Origin of the sequence: Clostridium psychrophilum, assembly GCF_018861705.1 — a bacterium.
Classification (GTDB): Bacteria; Bacillota; Clostridia; order Clostridiales; family Clostridiaceae; genus Clostridium_AD; species Clostridium_AD psychrophilum.
Map to the genome: position 1 here is coordinate 40,609 of NZ_JAHLEC010000007.1, position 20,068 is coordinate 60,676.

At 30.2% G+C, this 20,068-nt stretch carries 20 protein-coding genes; all 20 read left to right on the forward strand.

What is annotated here, in order from left to right; all coding sequences use genetic code 11:
• Positions 1–11: 11 nt before the first annotated feature.
• The 20 genes from spoIIIAG (at position 12) to KPL38_RS03225 (ending at position 19,962) form a co-directional block, all read left to right on the forward strand.
• Positions 12–680 (forward strand): stage III sporulation protein AG, encoded by a 669-nt coding sequence (spoIIIAG, locus tag KPL38_RS03130; RefSeq protein ID WP_216286911.1) that lies wholly within the window; start codon positions 12–14, stop codon positions 678–680.
• Positions 681–719: 39 nt separating this feature from the next.
• On the forward strand, positions 720–1,232 hold the full coding sequence (locus tag KPL38_RS03135; protein WP_216286913.1) for a SpoIIIAH-like family protein: 513 nt from the start codon (positions 720–722) through the stop codon (positions 1,230–1,232).
• 81 nt (positions 1,233–1,313) lie between these two features.
• Positions 1,314–1,703, forward strand: coding sequence for an Asp23/Gls24 family envelope stress response protein (locus tag KPL38_RS03140; RefSeq protein ID WP_216286915.1), 390 nt, complete (start codon positions 1,314–1,316; stop codon positions 1,701–1,703).
• Positions 1,704–1,808: 105 nt separating this feature from the next.
• Complete coding sequence (gene nusB / locus KPL38_RS03145) at positions 1,809–2,204, forward strand: transcription antitermination factor NusB (protein ID WP_216286917.1); 396 nt, start codon at positions 1,809–1,811, stop codon at positions 2,202–2,204.
• A 248-nt stretch (positions 2,205–2,452) separates the two neighbouring features.
• Entirely contained in the window at positions 2,453–3,301 is an 849-nt protein-coding gene (locus tag KPL38_RS03150) for a bifunctional 5,10-methylenetetrahydrofolate dehydrogenase/5,10-methenyltetrahydrofolate cyclohydrolase (protein ID WP_216286919.1), read from the forward strand.
• On the forward strand, positions 3,291–4,496 hold the full coding sequence (gene xseA, locus KPL38_RS03155; RefSeq protein WP_216286921.1) for an exodeoxyribonuclease VII large subunit: 1,206 nt from the start codon (positions 3,291–3,293) through the stop codon (positions 4,494–4,496). Before KPL38_RS03150 ends, xseA begins: the two co-directional genes overlap by 11 nt.
• Positions 4,496–4,729, forward strand: coding sequence for an exodeoxyribonuclease VII small subunit (locus tag KPL38_RS03160; protein ID WP_216286923.1), 234 nt, complete (start codon positions 4,496–4,498; stop codon positions 4,727–4,729). Before xseA ends, KPL38_RS03160 begins: the two co-directional genes overlap by 1 nt.
• A gap of 29 nt (positions 4,730–4,758) precedes the next feature.
• Complete coding sequence (locus KPL38_RS03165; protein WP_216286925.1) at positions 4,759–5,628, forward strand: polyprenyl synthetase family protein; 870 nt, start codon at positions 4,759–4,761, stop codon at positions 5,626–5,628.
• A gap of 157 nt (positions 5,629–5,785) precedes the next feature.
• Positions 5,786–7,648 (forward strand): 1-deoxy-D-xylulose-5-phosphate synthase, encoded by a 1,863-nt coding sequence (gene dxs, locus KPL38_RS03170; RefSeq protein ID WP_216286927.1) that lies wholly within the window; start codon positions 5,786–5,788, stop codon positions 7,646–7,648.
• 33 nt (positions 7,649–7,681) lie between these two features.
• Complete coding sequence (locus KPL38_RS03175) at positions 7,682–8,494, forward strand: TlyA family RNA methyltransferase (RefSeq protein ID WP_216286946.1); 813 nt, start codon at positions 7,682–7,684, stop codon at positions 8,492–8,494.
• Between the two features lie 60 nt (positions 8,495–8,554).
• Positions 8,555–9,436 carry an NAD(+)/NADH kinase gene (locus tag KPL38_RS03180; RefSeq protein ID WP_216286929.1) on the forward strand — a complete coding sequence of 294 codons (882 nt, stop codon included), beginning with the start codon at positions 8,555–8,557 and terminating at the stop codon, positions 9,434–9,436.
• Positions 9,405–9,857, forward strand: coding sequence for an arginine repressor (locus KPL38_RS03185; RefSeq protein ID WP_216286931.1), 453 nt, complete (start codon positions 9,405–9,407; stop codon positions 9,855–9,857). Before KPL38_RS03180 ends, KPL38_RS03185 begins: the two co-directional genes overlap by 32 nt.
• An 11-nt stretch (positions 9,858–9,868) precedes the next feature.
• Positions 9,869–11,557: a DNA repair protein RecN gene (recN, locus tag KPL38_RS03190; protein ID WP_216286934.1), complete on the forward strand. Its 1,689-nt coding sequence runs from the start codon at positions 9,869–9,871 to the stop codon at positions 11,555–11,557.
• 370 nt (positions 11,558–11,927) lie between these two features.
• Complete coding sequence (gene spoIVB / locus KPL38_RS03195) at positions 11,928–13,151, forward strand: SpoIVB peptidase (protein ID WP_216286936.1); 1,224 nt, start codon at positions 11,928–11,930, stop codon at positions 13,149–13,151.
• 204 nt (positions 13,152–13,355) lie between these two features.
• Positions 13,356–14,174: a sporulation transcription factor Spo0A gene (spo0A, locus tag KPL38_RS03200; RefSeq protein WP_216286937.1), complete on the forward strand. Its 819-nt coding sequence runs from the start codon at positions 13,356–13,358 to the stop codon at positions 14,172–14,174.
• A 471-nt stretch (positions 14,175–14,645) separates the two neighbouring features.
• Complete coding sequence (locus tag KPL38_RS03205) at positions 14,646–15,431, forward strand: electron transfer flavoprotein subunit beta/FixA family protein (protein WP_216286938.1); 786 nt, start codon at positions 14,646–14,648, stop codon at positions 15,429–15,431.
• 20 nt (positions 15,432–15,451) lie between these two features.
• A complete protein-coding gene (locus KPL38_RS03210; RefSeq protein ID WP_216286939.1) occupies positions 15,452–16,390 on the forward strand; it encodes an electron transfer flavoprotein subunit alpha/FixB family protein in 939 nt (312 codons plus the stop codon).
• 262 nt (positions 16,391–16,652) lie between these two features.
• The gene (locus KPL38_RS03215) at positions 16,653–18,086 is read left to right on the forward strand and encodes a D-lactate dehydrogenase (protein ID WP_216286940.1); all 1,434 of its coding nucleotides are present in this window, start codon (positions 16,653–16,655) and stop codon (positions 18,084–18,086) included.
• Positions 18,087–18,136: 50 nt separating this feature from the next.
• Positions 18,137–19,279, forward strand: a complete 1,143-nt coding sequence (locus KPL38_RS03220) for an acyl-CoA dehydrogenase (protein ID WP_216286941.1) — start codon at positions 18,137–18,139, stop codon at positions 19,277–19,279.
• A 365-nt stretch (positions 19,280–19,644) separates the two neighbouring features.
• Positions 19,645–19,962 carry a hypothetical protein gene (locus tag KPL38_RS03225; RefSeq protein ID WP_216286942.1) on the forward strand — a complete coding sequence of 106 codons (318 nt, stop codon included), beginning with the start codon at positions 19,645–19,647 and terminating at the stop codon, positions 19,960–19,962.
• The last annotated feature ends 106 nt before the right edge of the window (positions 19,963–20,068 follow it).

A 20,068-nucleotide genomic window follows, 5' to 3' on the forward strand; every position in this document is an offset into this window, starting at 1 on the left:
GGGGGATTTGTATGAACAATGATAATTTGCTTAGTAAACTAACTGAGTATATTAAGACAAAATTAAATGGTGGTAAGGACCCAAACAAAAGCGATAAAAGCAAAAAATCTGATAAGATACTAGGAAACTTGGTATTGATGATATTGGTAGCAGTTGTAATAGTTTTAGCTAGTAGTTTTTTCAAAACAACCAAGGCGACCTCAACTACAACCGCAACTTCAGCTACGGCAACTGATGCACAAAAAGCTACAGCAGCTATAAAAAACACAACAACACAGACAAGTGATTATGAGACGGAGTTAGAAAACAATCTTAAGATAACGCTCGAGGGAATAGATGGAGTTGGTAAGGTAAAACTTATGATCTATTTTGCAAGTGGTGAAGAAAGTGTTCCGGCATTAAATGTAACCGATTCTAAAAGTACTACGGTAGAAGATGATACATCAGGAGGAAAAAGAAATATAACACAAGATAATAGCGGAAGTACCGTTGTTATGTCCAATAATGGAACCAACAATGAACCTGTTATTGTGAAAAAATACAAGCCTGTTATTACGGGAGTATGTGTAGTTGCAGAGGGTTCAGGTGAAAAACTTACTGAACTTAGGATTAGACAGGCAGTAATTAATTTATTTAATTTGCCTGAAAACAAAGTTAATGTATATCCTATGAATAAGTAGCATATAATTTCTGAGAAAGGTAGATGGGGGGGAAATATTATGAATAAAAAACAGTCTGGTATAATTGTTACATTGGTAGTACTTATTGTATTTGCAGGTTATCTTGCAACGAAGGTGAATGGTCCATTATATGTAAATGATGGTGACTTTAGTAGCGAGAAGAGTGCAATATCTTTAAAGGACACCAAAACTGCTTCAACAGCTTCAAATTATTTTACAGAGGCAAAATTATCAAGGGATCAGGACAGTGTAAGAACTCTTCAAACTATTAAAACTTTAATCGACGATACTAATACTCCAAAAACACAAAAGGCAGCAGCGGCTACTCAATACTTAAGCATATCAATGGCATCTCAAAATGAAACAGATATTGAACTTGCATTAAAAGCTTTAGGGTATAATGAAGCAATGTGTAGTATAGTAAATGACAAGGTTCAAATATTAGTTAAATCTGATAAAAAACAACTTTCAGAAGAACAGCTTCGTAGTATTAACGATGTTGTAATGAGCAAAACAAAATTAGAAAAAATTGAAGTTAAGATAAAAGAATAATATTTGTAAATAAAATATTTATCTGCTATACTAGATTCAGCATTGTCATGTTTTACCTAAGTTAAATAAGGGGGTACTAATATGGAAGATAAAATTTTAAATGAAACGGAAATTGGGGTTGTTAAAATTTCTGAAGATGTGGTTAGTGTTATTGCAGGACTCGCTGTTGCTGAAATACAGGGAATCGTTGGAATGAGCGCTAGTCTAGTTGGCGGAATAACCCAAATTCTAAGTGGAAAGAAAAACTTATCTAAAGGCGTTAAAGTCAATGTAGGAGAAAATAGTGCAATAATTGATTTACACGTTGTAGTTGAATATGGTGTTAGAATTCCAGAAGTAACTGAAAAAGCACAAATTAATGTAAAAAAATCTGTAGAGTTAATGACAGGCCTTACAGTATCAGCAGTAAATGTGTATGTACAAAATGTTGTATTACCTAAAACAGAAAAGCTTGAGGAAATAGAAGCATAGCAATAAACACCCTCTATAAATTGGAGGGTGTTTATTGTTATGCTTGTTATTCTTATATTAAGTTATAATGTATAGTTTATGATAGGAAAATTAGGAGGATTACTAATGAATAGAAGAAAGTCAAGAGAAACAGCAATGAAATTACTTTTTGAAATGTCAATAAATAAAGAAAATTATGAGGATATTATTGAAAACTTCAAAGAGAATACTGAGGTTGATTTAAAAGAAATAGATATGTCATATGTTACAAGAGTATTAGCCGGAGTTCATGAAAATGGTAAAGAAATTGATAAAAACATTGAAAAATACTTAATTAAGTGGAAATTAGCTAGGTTATCAAAGATGAATTTAGCTATTTTAAGAATAAGTACTTATGAAATATTATTTGAGAAAGAAATACCAAATAAAGTTTCTGTAAACGAGGGAATAGAACTTGCCAAGATGTATGGTGAAGATAGTTCACCAGCTTTTATAAACGGAATCTTAGCGAAGATGATTTAAGTAAATACTTGTATAAGCAATAATAAATTAACTAGTCAATATGCACGGCTATTCTAGCCGAGTATATTTTGTGTCATACTTCGTTTAATGGAACGTCTAATAGTGTAAAACTGTTAGATGGACCTGCCCTTAGTTTGATGCAAGATATCAATGGCAATATTGACTAGTTATTATATTTTAATTTATAAAAATTTTGAAGTTATAATAAAAGTCGTTGATATATTATAACTTTTTAAGGAGAGATTAACGTGGGTATTAAAGTTAACGGTAAAATAATAGTTGAAAAGTACAGAAATGAAATTAAGTCAATTATAAACGAAGGGGTTAGTAATGGTTATAGAGTGCCATCAATTAAAACTATATTAGTTGGTGAAGACGGTGGTTCTCTTTCATATGTAAGAAGTCAAAATAATCTGTGCAATAAACTAGGAATTTCTTATGATTGTATTTCTTTGGATAAAGATACAAATCAAAAGGATATAATCGATATTATAGAGAAATTTAATGAAGATAATAGTGTAGATGGCATAATTATTCAATTACCTTTACCCAAAAATCTAAATGAGAAAGAAATCACCTCTAAAATTTCGTATAATAAAGATATAGATGGATTAACTGATGTAAATATGGGTAGATTTTATAAGGGAGAGAAAAGCTATATTCCATGTACTGCTCTTGGCGTTATTGAAATGATTAAAAATACTGGATGCGTGATTAAAGGTAAACATGCGGTTGTTATTGGTCGAAGCAATATTGTAGGAAAACCTGCAGCACAATTGCTACTTAATGAGGATGCAACAGTTACTATATGTCATTCTAAAACTTTAAATTTAAAGGGTATTTGTAAAACTGCAGATATAATTGTTGCAGCAATAGGCAAACCAGGTTTTGTTACAAGTGATTTTATCAAAGAAGGAGCAATTGTAATAGACGTCGGGACTACAATGATAAATGGTAAAATCAGTGGAGATGTAAATTTTTGCGATGTTATAGGCCATGCAAGTTATGTCACCCCAGTTCCAGGAGGAACAGGACTAATGACTACGACAATGTTAATTAAAAATGCTTGCTCTGCTTGGAGGGATAATGTTTATTAAAGTATTAACTGTAACTGCTCTTAATGGATATATTAAAAAAGTAATTGATAGTGACTTTATATTAAAGAATGCTAATGTTAAAGGAGAACTATCTAATGTAAAATTACATTCTAGTGGACATATATATTTTTCATTAAAAGATGCATTTGGAAAGATAACTTGTATCATGTTTAGATCACAAGCTCAAAAACTTAAAATTACACCTAGAGATGGTATGAACGTTATTATACGTGGTCGTGTATCTGTTTATGAAAAGGGTGGGGCATATCAAATTTATTGCGATTCTATGGAGACAGATGGGGAAGGTCAGTTGTATTTAGCGTTTAAAGATCTAAAAGATAAATTAGAAAAACAAGGATTATTTGATCTAGATCATAAGAAGAAGATTCCTCTTTTCCCGGTTAGAATAGGAGTAATTACATCACAAACAGGAGCCGCAGTTAAGGACATCATTAATGTGGCTACAAGACGTAATGCAAATGTTAATATGCTAATATATCCATCTCTTGTTCAAGGTATAAATGCTAGCAATAACGTTGCTAGCGGCATAAAATATTTTAACACTGAAAAAAATGTTGATTTAATAATTATAGCAAGAGGTGGAGGTTCAATAGAAGAGTTATGGGCATTCAATGAAGAAAATTTAGCAAATGTAATTTATTCTTCAACCATTCCTATAATTACTGGAATTGGGCATGAAACTGATTTTACTATAGCGGATTTTGTAAGTGATAAAAGAGCACCTACTCCGTCAGCTGCGGCAGAAATTGCTATTAAAGATTTAAAAGAGTTAAATAATGAAATAAGATCATTTAGAGACTTGTTATTTAGATCTGTGAACTCTAAAATTACTAATAAATACAATCAAGTAAATTTATTAAGCAAAACATTGAAAGTAAATAATCCTTTAAATTATGTAGTTAATCAATATACTCATATAGATCATTTAAAAGAGACTCTGAATTATAAATTTAATTCAATAATTTCACTTGAGAAGCAAAAATTATCAAAATTAAATGCTCTAATACATGCACATAACCCTTTAAATGTATTGGATAAGGGGTACGCAGTATTGCAAAACAATGAAAATGAGGTTATTAGTAATATAAGTACATTAAAAAATATAAAAGAGATAAAGATTACGTTAAAAAATGGAAGTACTAGATTTAAATTAAGTAATTTGGAGGAAAATTGATGGCAAAGAAAAAAGAAACTTATGAAAATATGATGGGAAGACTTGAAGAGATTGTAGAGCTTATGGATGGAAATGAAGTTACATTAGAGCAAACTATGACTAATTATGAAGAGGGTATAAAAATTTGTAATAACTTATATAAAATTTTAAATGTAGCAGAAGGAAAAATAAAGATATTAACAGATGAGGGTGAGAAAGACTTCATGGCACTTACAGATGAGGCTAGCAGTTAGCTAATATTATAGTGAAAAGAAGGGATAATATGAATATTAAATTACTAAAGGAATTAGTTGAACAATGGATAAATGATTACTTTAATAATAAATCAGAAGAAAATAATAAAAATTTTGAATCAATGATTTATAGCCTAAAAGTCGGAGGAAAGAGAATTAGACCGATATTGATGCTTTGCACCTATGCTATGTACAAAGAAGATTACAAGAATATAATGCCTTTTGCAGCAGCACTTGAAATGATTCATACATACTCACTAATTCACGATGATTTGCCTTGTATGGATAACGATGATTTGCGAAGAGGAAAACCTACAAATCACAAGATATATGGTGAGGCAATAGCAGTACTTGCTGGGGATGGATTATTAAATGAAGCAATGATAGTGCTTCTAAATCAATGCTTAGATGGAGATTTAAATAAAATCAAAGCAAGTACCATTATAGCGCAAGCTTCTGGAGCTGAGGGCATGATAGCAGGTCAGATTTGTGACATTTCCAGTGAAGGCGTATTAATATCTGAGGAAGAACTTTTATATATGCATAAAAACAAAACTGGACAGTTAATTAAAGCTGCAATAATATGTGGTGCTACATTAGGTAATGCTAATGAGTCTGATTTAACAAAATTAAAAGTGTATGGTGATAAATTGGGTTTAGCATTTCAAGTAAAAGATGATATATTGGATGTTGTTGGTGATGTTAGTATCTTAGGTAAAAATGTGAAAAGTGATGAATCTAATAATAAGACAACTTTTATAACTATTTATGGACTTGAAGAATGCAAAAATAAATGTAAACTTTTAACAGAAGAATGTTTACAAATATTAAAAGAAATCCATCTAAACACAAAACATTTAGAAGAAATTACAGAATTTTTATTAAAAAGACAATATTGATAATATGCTAAATTCATCTAAACAATAAGTCCTTCTAAAGTGACAATAACTTGTTCTAGTAGCTAAGATAGCTTTTGAATTAAATATTATTATATGATATAATATCTCCATAAATGTGGGTAAAAATAATATATTTAATAAAAGAGGATAGATACATATGGGAAAAATATTAGACGGTTTTAATGATATAAATGAAGTGAAGAAAATGAGTATTGAGGAATTAAATGCATTTTCTCGAGAAATCAGAGATTTCTTAATTGAAAAAGTGTCTAAAACTGGAGGTCATTTAGCTTCTAATTTGGGTGTAGTAGAGCTAACATTAAGTTTATATAATGTATTTAATTTAGACAAGGACAAAATAATTTGGGATGTAGGTCATCAATCTTATGTACATAAAATTCTTTCGGGAAGAAAAGACAAATTTGATACACTTAGAAGTTATGGTGGATTAAGTGGTTTTCCTAAAAGAGAGGAAAGTAAATATGATATTTTTGAATCAGGACATAGTAGTACTTCCATTTCTGCAGGTTTAGGTATTGCTAGAGCTCGTGATTTGCAAAACGATGATTATAATGTTATCTCAGTCATAGGTGATGGCGCACTTACTGGTGGTATGTCTTTTGAGGCATTAAATGATGTAGGATTTAGAAAAACAAAAATGATTATTGTTCTTAATGATAATCAGATGTCTATATCTAAAAATGTTGGAGGAATATCTAGGTATTTAAGTCAATTTAGAATTGATCCAACCTATAATAGAATAAAAAAAGAAATAAATTCTACCCTAAGGAAAATTCCTAGTGTAGGTGATGGCATGGTTAGTTCAATTCAGAAACTTAAAAATGGAATTAAACAGGTAATAGGTCCTGGAATGTTATTTGAAAACATGGGTATAACTTATTTTGGACCTATAGATGGACATGATATTAAAGAAGTAAGCAAGGTTTTAAAACTTGCAAAAAAAATAGATGGTCCTGTCATTATTCATGTAATAACTAAAAAGGGTAAGGGCTATAAATTTGCTGAAAAAGAACCACATAAATTTCATGGGATAGGACCATTTAACCCTCTTACTGGTGAGTTAATCAGTTCTCATAAAGAAAGTTATTCGGATGCTTTTGGTGACCAAATTACGCAACTTGCTAAAGAAAATAGTAAAATAGTGGCTATAACAGCAGCTATGCGTCAAGGTACAGGGCTCGATAAATTTTCAAAAGAATTTAAAAACAGATTTTTTGATGTAGGAATTGCAGAACAACATGCGGTTACAATGGCTGCAGGAATGGCATCACAAGGTTTAAAACCTATTTTTGCAGTTTATTCTACATTTCTTCAAAGAGCATATGACCAAATTTTACATGATGTTTGTTTGCAAAAATTGCCAGTTATTTTTGCTATTGATAGGGCGGGTATAGTTGGTCAAGACGGCGAAACTCATCAAGGGGTATTTGATTTATCATATTTATCTCATATACCTAATATGACAATTATGGCTCCAAAATGTATTAATGAACTTAAGACAATGCTAACATTTGCGGTTAAGCAGAATTATCCAATTGCTATAAGATACCCAAGGGGTGGGGATAATCCAAATGTTAAAATGTCTCCAATTGAAGATTTCAAGAGAGGAAGATGGGAAACTCTATTTGAAGGTGGTAAAATAGCATTTATAGCGACAGGTAAAATGGTTCAAAATGCTATTTTGGTAAGGGAAAAACTAAAAAACATAGGAGTAGAATCTAGTGTAATAAATGCGTGTTTTATTAAACCTATCGATACAGCGTTAATTTCGGATTTAGTGGATAAAAAATATTCGCTAGTAACTATAGAAGATAATCTTGTGCATGGAGGATTTGGTTCTATGGTACTTGAGTATGTAAATACACTTCCGGGAAACACAAAAGTAGTTAATTTAGGATTTAAAGATGAATTTATTCCTAATGGATCTGTTGATATATTGTATAGATTACATAAGTTAGATGTCGATGGTATTTTTGAAAATATTTTAAAATTACTTTAATAGAGTATTTTATTAAGGTATTTAAGGAGCTATATATTGGAAAATAAAGAAAGATTAGATGTTATTGTAGTTCAAAGAGGAATACTATCTTCTAGAGAGAGAGCAAAAGAAAACATTATTTCTGGAAATATATTTGTGGATGGTATTATGACTACTAAATGTGGAAAAAAGATAGACTTATTATCTAAAATTGAATTCGTTGGGGAAGATATCCCTTATGTGAGTAGAGGTGGATTAAAGCTTGAAAAGGCTATAAATCTCTTTGGTATTGATCTTAAAGCCAAAACATGTATAGATATAGGCGCATCTACAGGAGGGTTTACGGATTGTATGCTTCAACATGGAGCATGTAGGGTATACTCTATAGATGTTGGAACAAATCAATTGGATGAGAAACTTCGATGTGATCCACGAGTTGTGTCAATGGAAAAGACAAACATAAGGTATTTATGTGTAGAAAGTATTGGGGAACTCGCTGATTTTGCAAGTATTGATGTATCATTTATATCACTTGAAAAGGTTATTCCAAGTCTACTTAATTTATTGAAGATTAATGGTAGTGGGGTAGCTTTATTAAAGCCACAATTTGAAGTAGGGGTAGGCAAAGTAAACAAACAAGGCGTGGTTAAAAAACAAAGTGAACATGTTGAGGTAATAATTAAGGTGCTAAACCTTTTTAAAAATCTGAATGTAAAGGTTATTAATGTTAACTATTCTTCAATAAAAGGACCTAATGGTAATATTGAATATTTAGTTTATTTTACAAAAGCTAAAGAAAATTATGAGTATTATACTGAGGAGAAGATTAAAAGATTAGTTAGTGAAGCCCATATAAATTTAAATTAGGATTAAAGGATACAACAATTAATAGTTGAGACATGTTAGAGAAAGTGGCAAGGAGGAAATATGAAAAAGATTGGCATTAATATAAATACCACTAAGGATAAAGATGGAGAAATAATTAAGTATGTAAAAAATGTTGTTAGTAAATATATTGATGATAATAATATTTTTATATTTAAAGATGCTTTTGGGCTTAAGAATATCAAGTATAATGATTTAGATATTATTATTGCTTTAGGTGGAGATGGAACTATCTTAAGAACATCTCGAAATATTAATAATTCAAATACTCCAATTTTAGGTGTAAATATTGGTAATTTAGGTTTTCTTTCAAGTGTGGAGTTATTAGAATTTGAAAATGCTATGAAAAAAATTATAGCAGATGATTATTATGTTGAAGATAGAATGATGTTAAAGTGTACTTTACCTCTTAGAGGGGAAAGTGAAGAATATACTGCTTTAAATGATATAATTGTATCAAAGGGAACACTCTCAAGGGTTGTTAAATATGAACTTCATATTGATGATAAGTTTTACATTGATTTTACAGGGGATGGACTTATAATATCTACACCAACAGGATCTACTGCATATTCATTATCTGCAGGTGGACCTATAATTTATCCAAATTTAGATGTTATTGCTTTGACACCTATTTGTCCATTGTCTTTATCTATGAGAACTATAGTTCTGGACAGTAAAAGTGAAATATCTGTAAGTATAAAATGTGAACATGAAAGCATATTTTTGACTCTAGACGGTCAAAGAGCAATAAAGCTAAATAGTTACGAAAAAATATTAGTAAGTGTTTCGAATAAAAAATGCAGATTAGTTAAATTTAATGATTACAATTATTTTGGCATTTTAAGAAAAAAAATAATTTCGAGAACAACAGATTGTGAGGGTGAAAAAGATGAAAATTGCACGTCATGCAAAAATAATTGAGATTATTCAATCTAAGGAGGTTGAAACTCAAGAGGAGTTGGCTGAAGCACTAAAAAATGAAGGATTTAATATTACTCAAGCGACTGTTTCAAGAGATATAAAAGAACTAAAATTAATTAAGGTTATGAATGCATATGGAACTCACAAGTATGCAACTAGTTCTCCAGGAGACAGCTTTTTATCAAATAAATTAGTTAATATATTTTCTCAAACAGTGCTTTATGTTGACCATGTAGATAAATTTATAGTATTGAAAACTATATCAGGAGCAGGAGCTGCAGCTGCAGAAGCTTTAGATTCCTTAAAGTTTAACGGTATCGTAGGAACTATAGCTGGGGATAATACTGTTTTTATTTTAATTAGAAATGAAGAAGATATAAAAGAAATTATTCAAAAAATTAAAAAAATGATAAATGAATAGGAGGAGTTATTATGCTCCTACAATTAAATATTATGAATTTTGCTTTAATAGAAAAACTAAATATTAATTTTGAACATGGATTTAATGTTTTTTCTGGTGAAACAGGTGCAGGAAAATCAATTTTAATTGATGCTATAAATTATGTATTAGGAGGAAAATTTAATAAGAACTTAATTAGGACAGGGGAAAACAAAACTTATGTTGAGGCAATTTTTAGCATAGATACAAAAAAAAATAAAATAGTTTTAGATGAAATGGATATTGATTATGAAGATACGATAATTATAAGTCGAGAAACATTTCAATCGGGAAAAAGCATTGCTAAAGTTAATGGTAAAGCATTGTTACTTTCAAACGTTAGACATGTTAGTAAAAATCTATTAGATATTCATGGTCAACATGATAATCATAATTTATTAGACAAAGTTAATCACATATTTTATGTCGATTCATTTGGAAATGATAGAATTGAAAAAGTCCTTGTGGGATATAATAAGAAATATACAAAAATGATCAGTATTAAAAATAGAATTATTAAATTAGAAGGGAACGAGGGCGAGAGAGAAAAAAAAATTGATTTCTTAAATTATCAGTTAGAAGAAATTAAAATTGCTAATCTTAAAATTGGTGAAGATGAAGAACTATTAAAAAAATATGCAATAATTAGTAATGCAGAGAATTTAGAAAAGCATTTATCTAAAAGTTATCAATTATTATATACAAGTGATGAAGAAAACACTTCTGTTTTTTACAATTTAGCAATAGCGATTAAAGAACTTAGAGTTATAGAAAAGCATATGGGAAAGATAAAAACAATTACAGACTCTCTTGAGGAGAGTTATTTTAATATTGAAGAAAACATTACAGACCTTAGAGATTTAAAAGAGTCAGTCTATTATGATGAAAAAGAATTAGAATTTATGAATAGTAGAATAAGCCAAATTAATAGTTGTAAGAAAAAATATGCTCCAACCATTGAAGGTATATTTGAATATAAAGATAAAATTCAACTTGAATATGAAGAGCTAACTAATAGCACTGAAATAATTGCTCATCTTAAAAAAGAAAAAATAGAAATTGAGCACGAAATGAAAATTACAGCGGATGAAATTCATAAAATTAGATGTTTTACAGCAAAAAAATTACAAGAAAAAATAAAAGAGGAACTAAATTATATTGGACTTGAGAAAAGTAAATTTTATATAGAAGTAAAATTGGAAAATCAGTTTTACAATAATGGATGTGACAAAGTTCAATTTTGCATATCTACAAATCCAGGAGAACCGTTAAATCCATTAGAAGACATTGTTTCTGGGGGTGAGCTATCACGTATAATGCTTGCTCTAAAGACTGTATTTGTTGATAAGGATGAAATACCTACTGTCATATTTGACGAGATAGACACGGGGATTAGTGGCAGAATTGCACAATGTGTTGCAGAGAAAATGTACTCTATATCGTTAAATCATCAAATTTTTTGTGTAACTCATTTACCACAAATAGCTAGTATGGCTGATACAAATTATTTGATATCTAAAAACGTTATAAATGATAAAACATATACAAATATTAGCAAGATGAATGAAGAAGAAAAACAACATGAAATAGCTAGAATGATTGGTGGAACTCAGGTTACTAAATTAACCTTAGATAATTCAAATGAAATGATAAACATGGCGAAAAAACAAAAGAAAAGGTAGTTTTCAGTTTTATATTTTATTATAGTAATAAAAATATGTATTATAGGTAAAAATAAAGTCATTATAGATGGCTTTATTTTTTTTCGCTTTTTATTAATATAATGATTTTATTTTAAAAAAGTATCTTTAATAAAATTAATTCTTAATAAAATCAAATAATGGTATTTTAATAATAAGTATTATTAATAAAATGTTGTAATATTTATAAAAAGAGTGAAAATAATTGAAATATAGAAAAAACTTTTAATTTATCATAAATTAGTTTTACATATATATGTTTTACTATTTTTGAATTATTGTTATAGCATAATATGGAGAATTGAAGGGTAACTTAAAATTATAAATATTAAGAGAAAAGGAGGTAAAGCTTATGAGAAAAAAATTAAATATAATATGTTGGATTATGATGCCTCTAATGTTAATTGCTTTAAGTGCCTATTTTAAAGTAGATAATACAGTTGTTATGGCATTCAACAATCCTGAGCAAAAGCTACACTCTAGCAATTATACAAATAAGGTAGAAGATAAAGCTAATATTACCAACAAATCGTATTTAATTGAAAGAAATAAAGATGTAAAATTAAATTTAGACACATTATTAGTATCCCAATCAACTTTAGCAAATCATAATTCAGATATAATGGTTTATCCAGGAGGACAACCAATTGGAGTTAAACTTAATACTAAAGGTGTTTTAGTGGTGGCTTTGTCTGATATTGAGGGCAAAAATGGTAAAATACCAAGTCCAGCTGCGAATGCTGGTGTACAAATAGGTGATAGTGTAATAAAAATAAATGATATAAAAATAAATCATGCAGAAGACATAACAAGTTCTATAAATAGAAATAAAAATTCGGAATTAAATCTTACAATACAACGTAAAAATAATCCCAAACTTATAGAAATTTTAGTTAAACCAACACTTGATTCAGATGATGGTAAACCCAAAATTGGATTGTGGGTACGTGATTCTACAGCAGGTGTGGGTACATTAACAATTTATGATAGTAAAACTAATAAATTTGCTGCACTAGGACATCCTATTACAGATGCGGATACGGGAACAACTCTTAATGTTAGTAATGGTGTAATTATTTCATCTAATATAGTATCTGTAAAAAAAGGAACAAGAGGAAGTCCTGGAGAATTAAGAGGCCTTTTTGTAAATGAGAGCAAAATAAAAGGTCAAATAATCAAAAATACAGAATGCGGTATATTTGGGAATGGAACTAAAAGTCTTATTAACAACAAATTTAGTAAGCCAATGAAAATAGGTTACAAAGATGAAATAAAACAAGGAAAGGCTCAAATTTTGACCACTATAAACGGCAGTGAACCTGAGTTATTCCAAATAGAAATACAAAAATTGTTATCTCAAAATACATCTGGATCAAAAAGCATGGTAATTAAAGTTACAGATCCTAGACTTTTAGAGAAAACTGGTGGCATAGTTCAAGGAATGAGCGGTAGCCCAATAATTCAAAATAACAAAATTGTTGGAGCAGTAACTCATGTTTTAATAAACAAACCAGATGTAGGATATGGGATATATATAGAGTGGATGCTAAAAGATGCAGGCATTTTATCAAAATAACTAGTATTATTTAAAAAAAAGAGTTAAAATAGATTTAATTAGATAAGGATAGCATAAGCTATCCTTTATTCTGTGAGTAATCATAAATAATAAGAAAAAATTATTTATTTGTATTTTTTTTTAATATTAAAAGGAATTGTAATTCTTTTGTCGAATTAATATTTGTTAAGATATGGGAATTTATTTATAAAGGGGAGTTAATTTATGGAAGAAAATAGAATCAGCGTTCTTATTGCAGATGATAATAAAGAATTTTGCAATATTTTGAATGATTATTTGTTAAGTCAAAGAGATATTATGGTTACAGGTATTGCAAAAGATGGTATAGAGGCTCTTAAACTAATAAAAGAGAAAAAGCCTGACTTAGTAGTACTTGATATAATAATGCCACATTTAGATGGCCTAGGAGTATTAGAGAGACTAGGTAGCATGGATCTTGATCCAATACCAAAGATAATTGTACTTTCTGCAGTAGGGCAAGATAAAATAACCCAAAGAGCAATTGCATTAGGTGCAGATTATTACGTAGTAAAACCTTTTGACATGGAAGTTTTTACTAAGAGAATAAGACAAATGTTTAACAATACGATTTCTAGTGATAGCAGTAAAAAATCAATTTCTTTTATTGATACAACTGAGCCTAGAAAAATCAATAGAAATGAACCAATGGATTTGGAAGCTGAAATTACAAATATAATTCATGAAATTGGAGTCCCAGCTCATATAAAAGGTTACATGTATCTTAGAGAGGCAATTACTATGGTAGTAAATGATATTGAACTCTTATCTGCAGTAACAAAGGAATTGTATCCATCAATTGCTAAAAAATTCAATACTACAGCTAGTAGAGTAGAAAGAGCAATAAGGCATGCTATAGAAGTAGCTTGGGGACGTGGCCAAGTTGAAACTATAAATAAAATCTTCGGGTATACTATACATAATGCTAAAGGTAAACCCACTAATAGTGAATTTATAGCAATGGTTGCCGATAAGTTAAGATTACAAAATAGAGCGGTTAAATAGTAACTTTGCCAACGGTTAAGGTAAAAGCCACACTGACATATTATTTGAAATTTTTGTGTAACTAGTTTAAATTTATTTTGAAACTATAAATATTTATTTTTAAACATAATAGACCTTTTTATTCCTTGAATATGATAATCCAAGAATAGAAAGGTCTATTTTTATGTTAAAAATTGATGAATTATTATCAAGTGAAAAACTTATCACGAAAAAGGATGGCAAGTTATGAACTAAAAAGATGTCCTATTATTGAGGCATCTTGAATTAGTATAGATGTGTTAGATCGGTATACCAAAATTATGAAATAAAGAAAATTGTATAAATGATTGAGTTGTTCTGAAAATTGTGATAGAATAAAATAAAGTGGTAGGACCAGTACCAATAAATAATATTTTTATAAAAATTTAAATACAATATGGTTCTGCCTATAAAATAGTCTAATAATGTAAACGTATAAAGGAGAGGAAAAGTATGAAAATCATGTTATGTGTAAAGCAAGTTCCAGATGATTCTATTGAAATCCATTTGGATAATAAGACGAAAAAACCTAATTTGAATGGAGTCAGTTTGGTAGCAAATGCATTTGACACATATGCATTAGAACTCGCAGTTCGCTTTATAGAAGCTAATGGAGGAACTGTTAGTGTATTAACTGTTGGAGCAGATGATTCTTTAAATACATTAAAAAATTGCCTTTCTGTAGGAGCTAAAGAAGCATTTTCTGTAAAAGATGATTTATATGCAGATTTAGATGCTGCTTCCACAGCTGATGTTTTGGCAGATGCTATTAATAAAATTGAAAAAGACAAAGGTGAAAAATTTGATTTAATTCTTTGTGGAAAGGAATCTACGGATGAAATTACTGGTCAGGTAGGAGCATTACTTGCTGAAAAATTGGGGACAAGCTTTGTTAGTAGTGCAATTGAAATCAATTTGAAAGATGCTAACATGGAAGTTCATCAAGAAACTGAAGAAGGATATAATATAGTTTCTTTAGAATCTCCAGCTGTAGTAACAGTAAGTAAACCAAATTATGATCCACGTTATCCTACTATTAGAACTAAGATGGCAAGTCGAAAGGCAGTCATTCCAACTTACTGCGCAGCAGAAATTGGAGAGGTAAAACAAGCAAAAGTACGTTGCATTGAATATGTGCAACCTCCTAAGAAAGAGGCAGGTATCAAAATTAAGGAAAAAGATGCTATGCTAGCAGTAAGTGCTGCTATCGAGCAAATGAAAAAAGATAAGACAATCTAATTAAGGGGGAAAACGAAAGTATGAAAGCATTATTGTTTATTGAAACAGATGGAGAAAAAGTATTAGGCGGAAGTCTTGAATTGATTAGTGCAGTAAAAGCATTAGATGCAGAAGGAACAGCACTTATAATAGGTAATAGGGCTATGGCAGATACTGTAGCAACTTTTGGAATCCCAGTTATTTTTACAGAAACTGCTACAGATTGTGACACTTTGACAGAAGTATTATCACAAATTGTTAAGCAGCAAAAACCAGATATTGTACTACTTGCAAATACAACGCTAGCTAAAGATATTGCACCACGTATTGCAGGACGTATGGACTTAGGATTTGTAAGTGACGTAATAGAAATGAATAAAACTGATGATAAAGTTATATACACTAGACCAGCTTATGGTGGTACAATTTTAGAACACATTGAAGTAGATGGCACAGCCGTAGTTATAGTTAGAAACGGAACTTTTTCAAAGCCAGAGGTTGGCTTAAATGCAGTTGTTACAGAGGGAAAAGTAGAAATTCCAGCGAGTGTTGTTAAGGCAAAAATTGTTGATTCGGTAAAAGACACTTGTGAAACTGTCAATTTAGAAGAAGCACAAGTTATTGTTTCTGGTGGACGTGGAATGGGAAATGCAGAAAATTTCAAACTTGTTGAAGAATTAGCAAGTGTATTTGGTGGTGAAGTAGGTGCAACAAGACCGGCAATTGAAGATGGATGGATTTGTCGTACACATCAAGTTGGACAATCAGGAAAGATTGTAGCACCAAAACTTTATATTGCATGTGGTATTTCCGGAGCAACACAACATACATCTGGAATGACAGGTGCTAAGTATATTGTGGCAATTAATAAAGATGAAGAAGCTCCAATTTTTGAAATCGCAGATATAAGTATTATTGGAAATGTAAATGAGATTCTTCCAGCTATGATTGAAGAAATGAAGAAAGCAAAAGCAAAGTAAATGTTTACATTAAAATTTGTATAAAGGATTGAGTTGTTTTAAATAATGTGATAAACTTAACTAAAGTGGTAGGACCATAGTACCAATAAATAATTTTTATAAAAATTCAAATACACAATGGCTCTATCAAAAATACTGTTTAACAATGTAAAATGTAAAGAAAAGGGAAGTATGAAAATTGTGTTATGTGTAAAACAGGTCCCAGATGATGGTTATTAGAAACATTATAGAGTAAGAAAACGTTTAGAAAGGAAGGATTATTATGGCTAAGTATAATCAATTGACAGAAGAATTAATCTTACAATTACAGGAGGCAGCTCCAGGACATATTTTAACAGGTGATGATATCAATGAAGATTATTCTCATGATGAAATGCCTATATATGGGAAAAAAGCTCCACAAGTTGTATTTATAGCACACTCTACAGAGGAAGTTGCTGCAGTAGTGAAAATATGTAATGAAAATAAGATACCAGTAACTCCAAGAGGAGCAGGAACAGGACTTGCAGGAGGAGCAGTTCCACTACTCGGAGGAGTTTTAATTGATCTTACAAAGATGAATAAAATACTTTCTTATGATTTAGAAAACTTTGTTGTTCATGTTCAACCAGGTGTATTGCTCAAGGATCTTGCAGAGGATTGTACAAAACAAGGATTACTTTATGCTCCAGATCCTGGTGAAAAGCTCGCTTGTTTAGGCGGAAACGTTGCAACAAATGCTGGTGGAATGAGAGCTGTTAAATATGGTGCAACACGTGATTATGTACGTGCAATGACAGTTGTTCTTCCAACAGGAGAAATTACTCACTTTGGAGCTACAGTATCAAAAACAAGTTCAGGTTACAGTCTTTTGAATTTAATGATTGGTTCAGAAGGTACCCTTGGAATTATTACAGAACTTACTTTGAAAACCATTGTAGCACCAAAGGAAGTTGCAAGTTTAATTATTCCTTTTGAAAATCTAGAAGATTGTATTTCTGCTGTTCCTAAATTCAAAATGGAACACATGAATCCACAAGCATTGGAATTTATGGAAAGAGAAATTGTTTTATCTAGTGAAAGATATATTGGAAAGAGCGTATTTCCTCAAGTAATTAATGGAGTAACTGCAAATGCTTATTTACTTGTTACTTTAGATGCAAGTAGTGAAGATGAATTAAATGACCTTATCGAACAAGCAAGTGAAATAGTATTAGAGGCAGGAGCTATTGATGTTCTTGTAGCTGATACACCTTCAAAAATTAAAGATGCATGGGCTGCACGTTCTAGTTTCTTAGATGCAATTCTTGCAGAAACAAAATTATTAGATGAATGTGATGTGGTAGTTCCAATAAATAAAATTGCTTCTTATCTTGCTTTTGCAAATAAAACTGGCGAAGAGTGTGGATTAACTATTAAGAGTTTTGGACATGCAGGAGATGGAAATCTTCACATATACCAATGTAGTAATGATTTAGATGAAGCAGAATTTAAATTAAGAGTTGAGAAATTCTTTGATATTATTTATAAAGAAGCAATAGATTGCGGCGGACTTGTTTCAGGAGAACATGGAATAGGTAGTGGAAAGATTAGTTATTTAGAAGAGTGCGTTGGAAAAGTAAATATGGAGTTAATGAAAGGCATTAAAAAAACTTTTGATCCGAATTCCATTATGAATCCAGGTAAAGTATGCTCTCCAATAGATGGTGTCAACTAATAAAACACAATTGACAAACACACTTAAAAAACGAAAGGTAGGTAATTAATATGAATTTTATACAAGATGAAGATAGTAAACAATTACAAGAAATGTATCGCGAATTTGCAGAAAAAGAGGTAAAACCAATTGCAAAAGAAATTGATGAAAATATGCGCTTCCCAGCAGAAAATATACCCAAAATGGCTGAAATGGGCTTGCTTGGAATTCCATTTCCAGAAGAATACGGTGGAGCTGGAATGGATACATTAAGTTATGTACAATGCGTAGAAGAATTATCTAAATGTTGTGCAACAACAGGTGTTATTGTTTCAGCACATACAAGTCTTTGTGCAACACCAATTTACACATATGGTACAGATCAGCAAAAAGAGAAATATTTAAAACCACTTGCTTCAGGTGAAAAATTAGGTGCCTTCGGCTTAACAGAACCTTCTGCCGGAACTGATGCTTCTATGCAAAAGACAACAGCAGTACTCGAAGGAGACCATTATGTATTAAATGGTAGCAAGATCTTTATTACTAATGCAGGATTTGCAGATATATATATTATTTTAGCTATGACAGATAAGAGTAAGGGAACAAAGGGTATTACAGCATTTATCGTTGAAAAAGATTTCCCTGGCTTTACTGTTGGAACTCATGAATTAAAGATGGGAATTAGAGGATCTTCTACATGTGAATTATTCTTTGATAATTGCATAGTTCCAAAGGAAAATCTTTTAGGAGTGGAAGGTAAAGGATTTAGCCTTGCAATGGCAACTCTTGATGGAGGACGTATTGGTGTTGCAGCGCAAGCTCTTGGTATTGCAGAAGGTGCAATAGAAGAAACTATAAAATACGTTAATGAACGTGTCCAATTTGGGCGTACTATTTCAAAATTCCAAAATACTCAATTTGAACTTGCTCAAATGCGTGCAAATACAGAAGCTTCAAAACTTTTAGTATATCAAGCTGCATGTGCAAAGGATAATCATGAAAGATTTACACATTTCGCTGCTATGGCAAAATTAGTTGCTTCTAGAAATGCCAGTGATGTAACAAGACGTTGTTTACAATTATTTGGTGGATATGGATATTCAAGCGATTATCCAATTGAAAGAATGATGCGTGATGCAAAAATAACAGAAATTTATGAAGGAACATCTGAAGTTCAAATGATGGTAATTGCTGGATGGATGGGTGTTAAATAATAGATAATTAAAATTAAATAAAAAACAGATGATTAGGAAGATAATTTTCTGATCATCTGTTTTTGAGAATAGAATAAAACAAAAACACTGCATCTATGGGGGGAACCCCGATGCAGTATTTTTATAATTATCAATTAATAATAAAAAGGATGGTATATATAAATTATTGACCATTTTACAAATATTATTCATTTAATAAAATATATACATTTATTTATGCTAATTGCTTTTAGTGGCGAATTTGTACTAAAATGTTTTATGTATTATATATAAAGTTACAATCAATTAAAACTTTACAATTATTGTAATAATTCTAATTCTGGGGAAATAAATATATAAAAGAGAATGGAAGGATGGCGTAATAGATGGGTGTATATACAACAAAATTAATTGATTTATTCATGGATGGTAAAAATTGGACAAGGGAGGACACTTTAAATGCATATGATTATTTACATGGTGCTTTTTATGGAAATGAAATAAATATAAATATAAATGAATGCGAACCTAGTAAAATATCATGGGGCATAATTCATTTATGTGATATTTTGAAAGGTGAAGGTATGAATGGAGAAAAGGGTGTTCAGGAAGAAATAAGAAACAGTATTTTATTAGTAATGATTAATTTAAATGTGATAACAAATGATCAAAATAAAAGTATAACTGATTACTTATACATGTAGACGTGTAGTTTAATATATCCTAATAATATAAGTAACTTGCAAATTTAAGTAACCCTTAAAATATAAAAAGGATAAAGGAATATGTTAATTAAATTTAACATTCCTT

Bases quoted from the DNA above. Each gene is read 5' to 3' on its own strand.
- KPL38_RS03160 (WP_216286923.1), top strand. From the start codon at position 4,496: ATGGCAAAGAAAAAAGAAACTTATGAAAATATGATGGGAAGACTTGAA.
- spoIIIAG (WP_216286911.1), top strand. From the start codon at position 12: ATGAACAATGATAATTTGCTTAGTAAACTAACTGAGTATATTAAGACA.
- KPL38_RS03165 (WP_216286925.1), top strand. From the start codon at position 4,759: ATGAATATTAAATTACTAAAGGAATTAGTTGAACAATGGATAAATGAT.
- spoIVB (WP_216286936.1), top strand. From the start codon at position 11,928: ATGAGAAAAAAATTAAATATAATATGTTGGATTATGATGCCTCTAATG.
- KPL38_RS03205 (WP_216286938.1), top strand. From the start codon at position 14,646: ATGAAAATCATGTTATGTGTAAAGCAAGTTCCAGATGATTCTATTGAA.
- KPL38_RS03135 (WP_216286913.1), top strand. From the start codon at position 720: ATGAATAAAAAACAGTCTGGTATAATTGTTACATTGGTAGTACTTATT.
- xseA (WP_216286921.1), top strand. From the start codon at position 3,291: ATGTTTATTAAAGTATTAACTGTAACTGCTCTTAATGGATATATTAAA.
- dxs (WP_216286927.1), top strand. From the start codon at position 5,786: ATGGGAAAAATATTAGACGGTTTTAATGATATAAATGAAGTGAAGAAA.
- KPL38_RS03210 (WP_216286939.1), top strand. From the start codon at position 15,452: ATGAAAGCATTATTGTTTATTGAAACAGATGGAGAAAAAGTATTAGGC.
- KPL38_RS03225 (WP_216286942.1), top strand. From the start codon at position 19,645: ATGGGTGTATATACAACAAAATTAATTGATTTATTCATGGATGGTAAA.
- KPL38_RS03215 (WP_216286940.1), top strand. From the start codon at position 16,653: ATGGCTAAGTATAATCAATTGACAGAAGAATTAATCTTACAATTACAG.
- KPL38_RS03185 (WP_216286931.1), top strand. From the start codon at position 9,405: ATGAAAATTGCACGTCATGCAAAAATAATTGAGATTATTCAATCTAAG.
- KPL38_RS03220 (WP_216286941.1), top strand. From the start codon at position 18,137: ATGAATTTTATACAAGATGAAGATAGTAAACAATTACAAGAAATGTAT.
- KPL38_RS03180 (WP_216286929.1), top strand. From the start codon at position 8,555: ATGAAAAAGATTGGCATTAATATAAATACCACTAAGGATAAAGATGGA.
- nusB (WP_216286917.1), top strand. From the start codon at position 1,809: ATGAATAGAAGAAAGTCAAGAGAAACAGCAATGAAATTACTTTTTGAA.
- recN (WP_216286934.1), top strand. From the start codon at position 9,869: ATGCTCCTACAATTAAATATTATGAATTTTGCTTTAATAGAAAAACTA.
- spo0A (WP_216286937.1), top strand. From the start codon at position 13,356: ATGGAAGAAAATAGAATCAGCGTTCTTATTGCAGATGATAATAAAGAA.
- KPL38_RS03140 (WP_216286915.1), top strand. From the start codon at position 1,314: ATGGAAGATAAAATTTTAAATGAAACGGAAATTGGGGTTGTTAAAATT.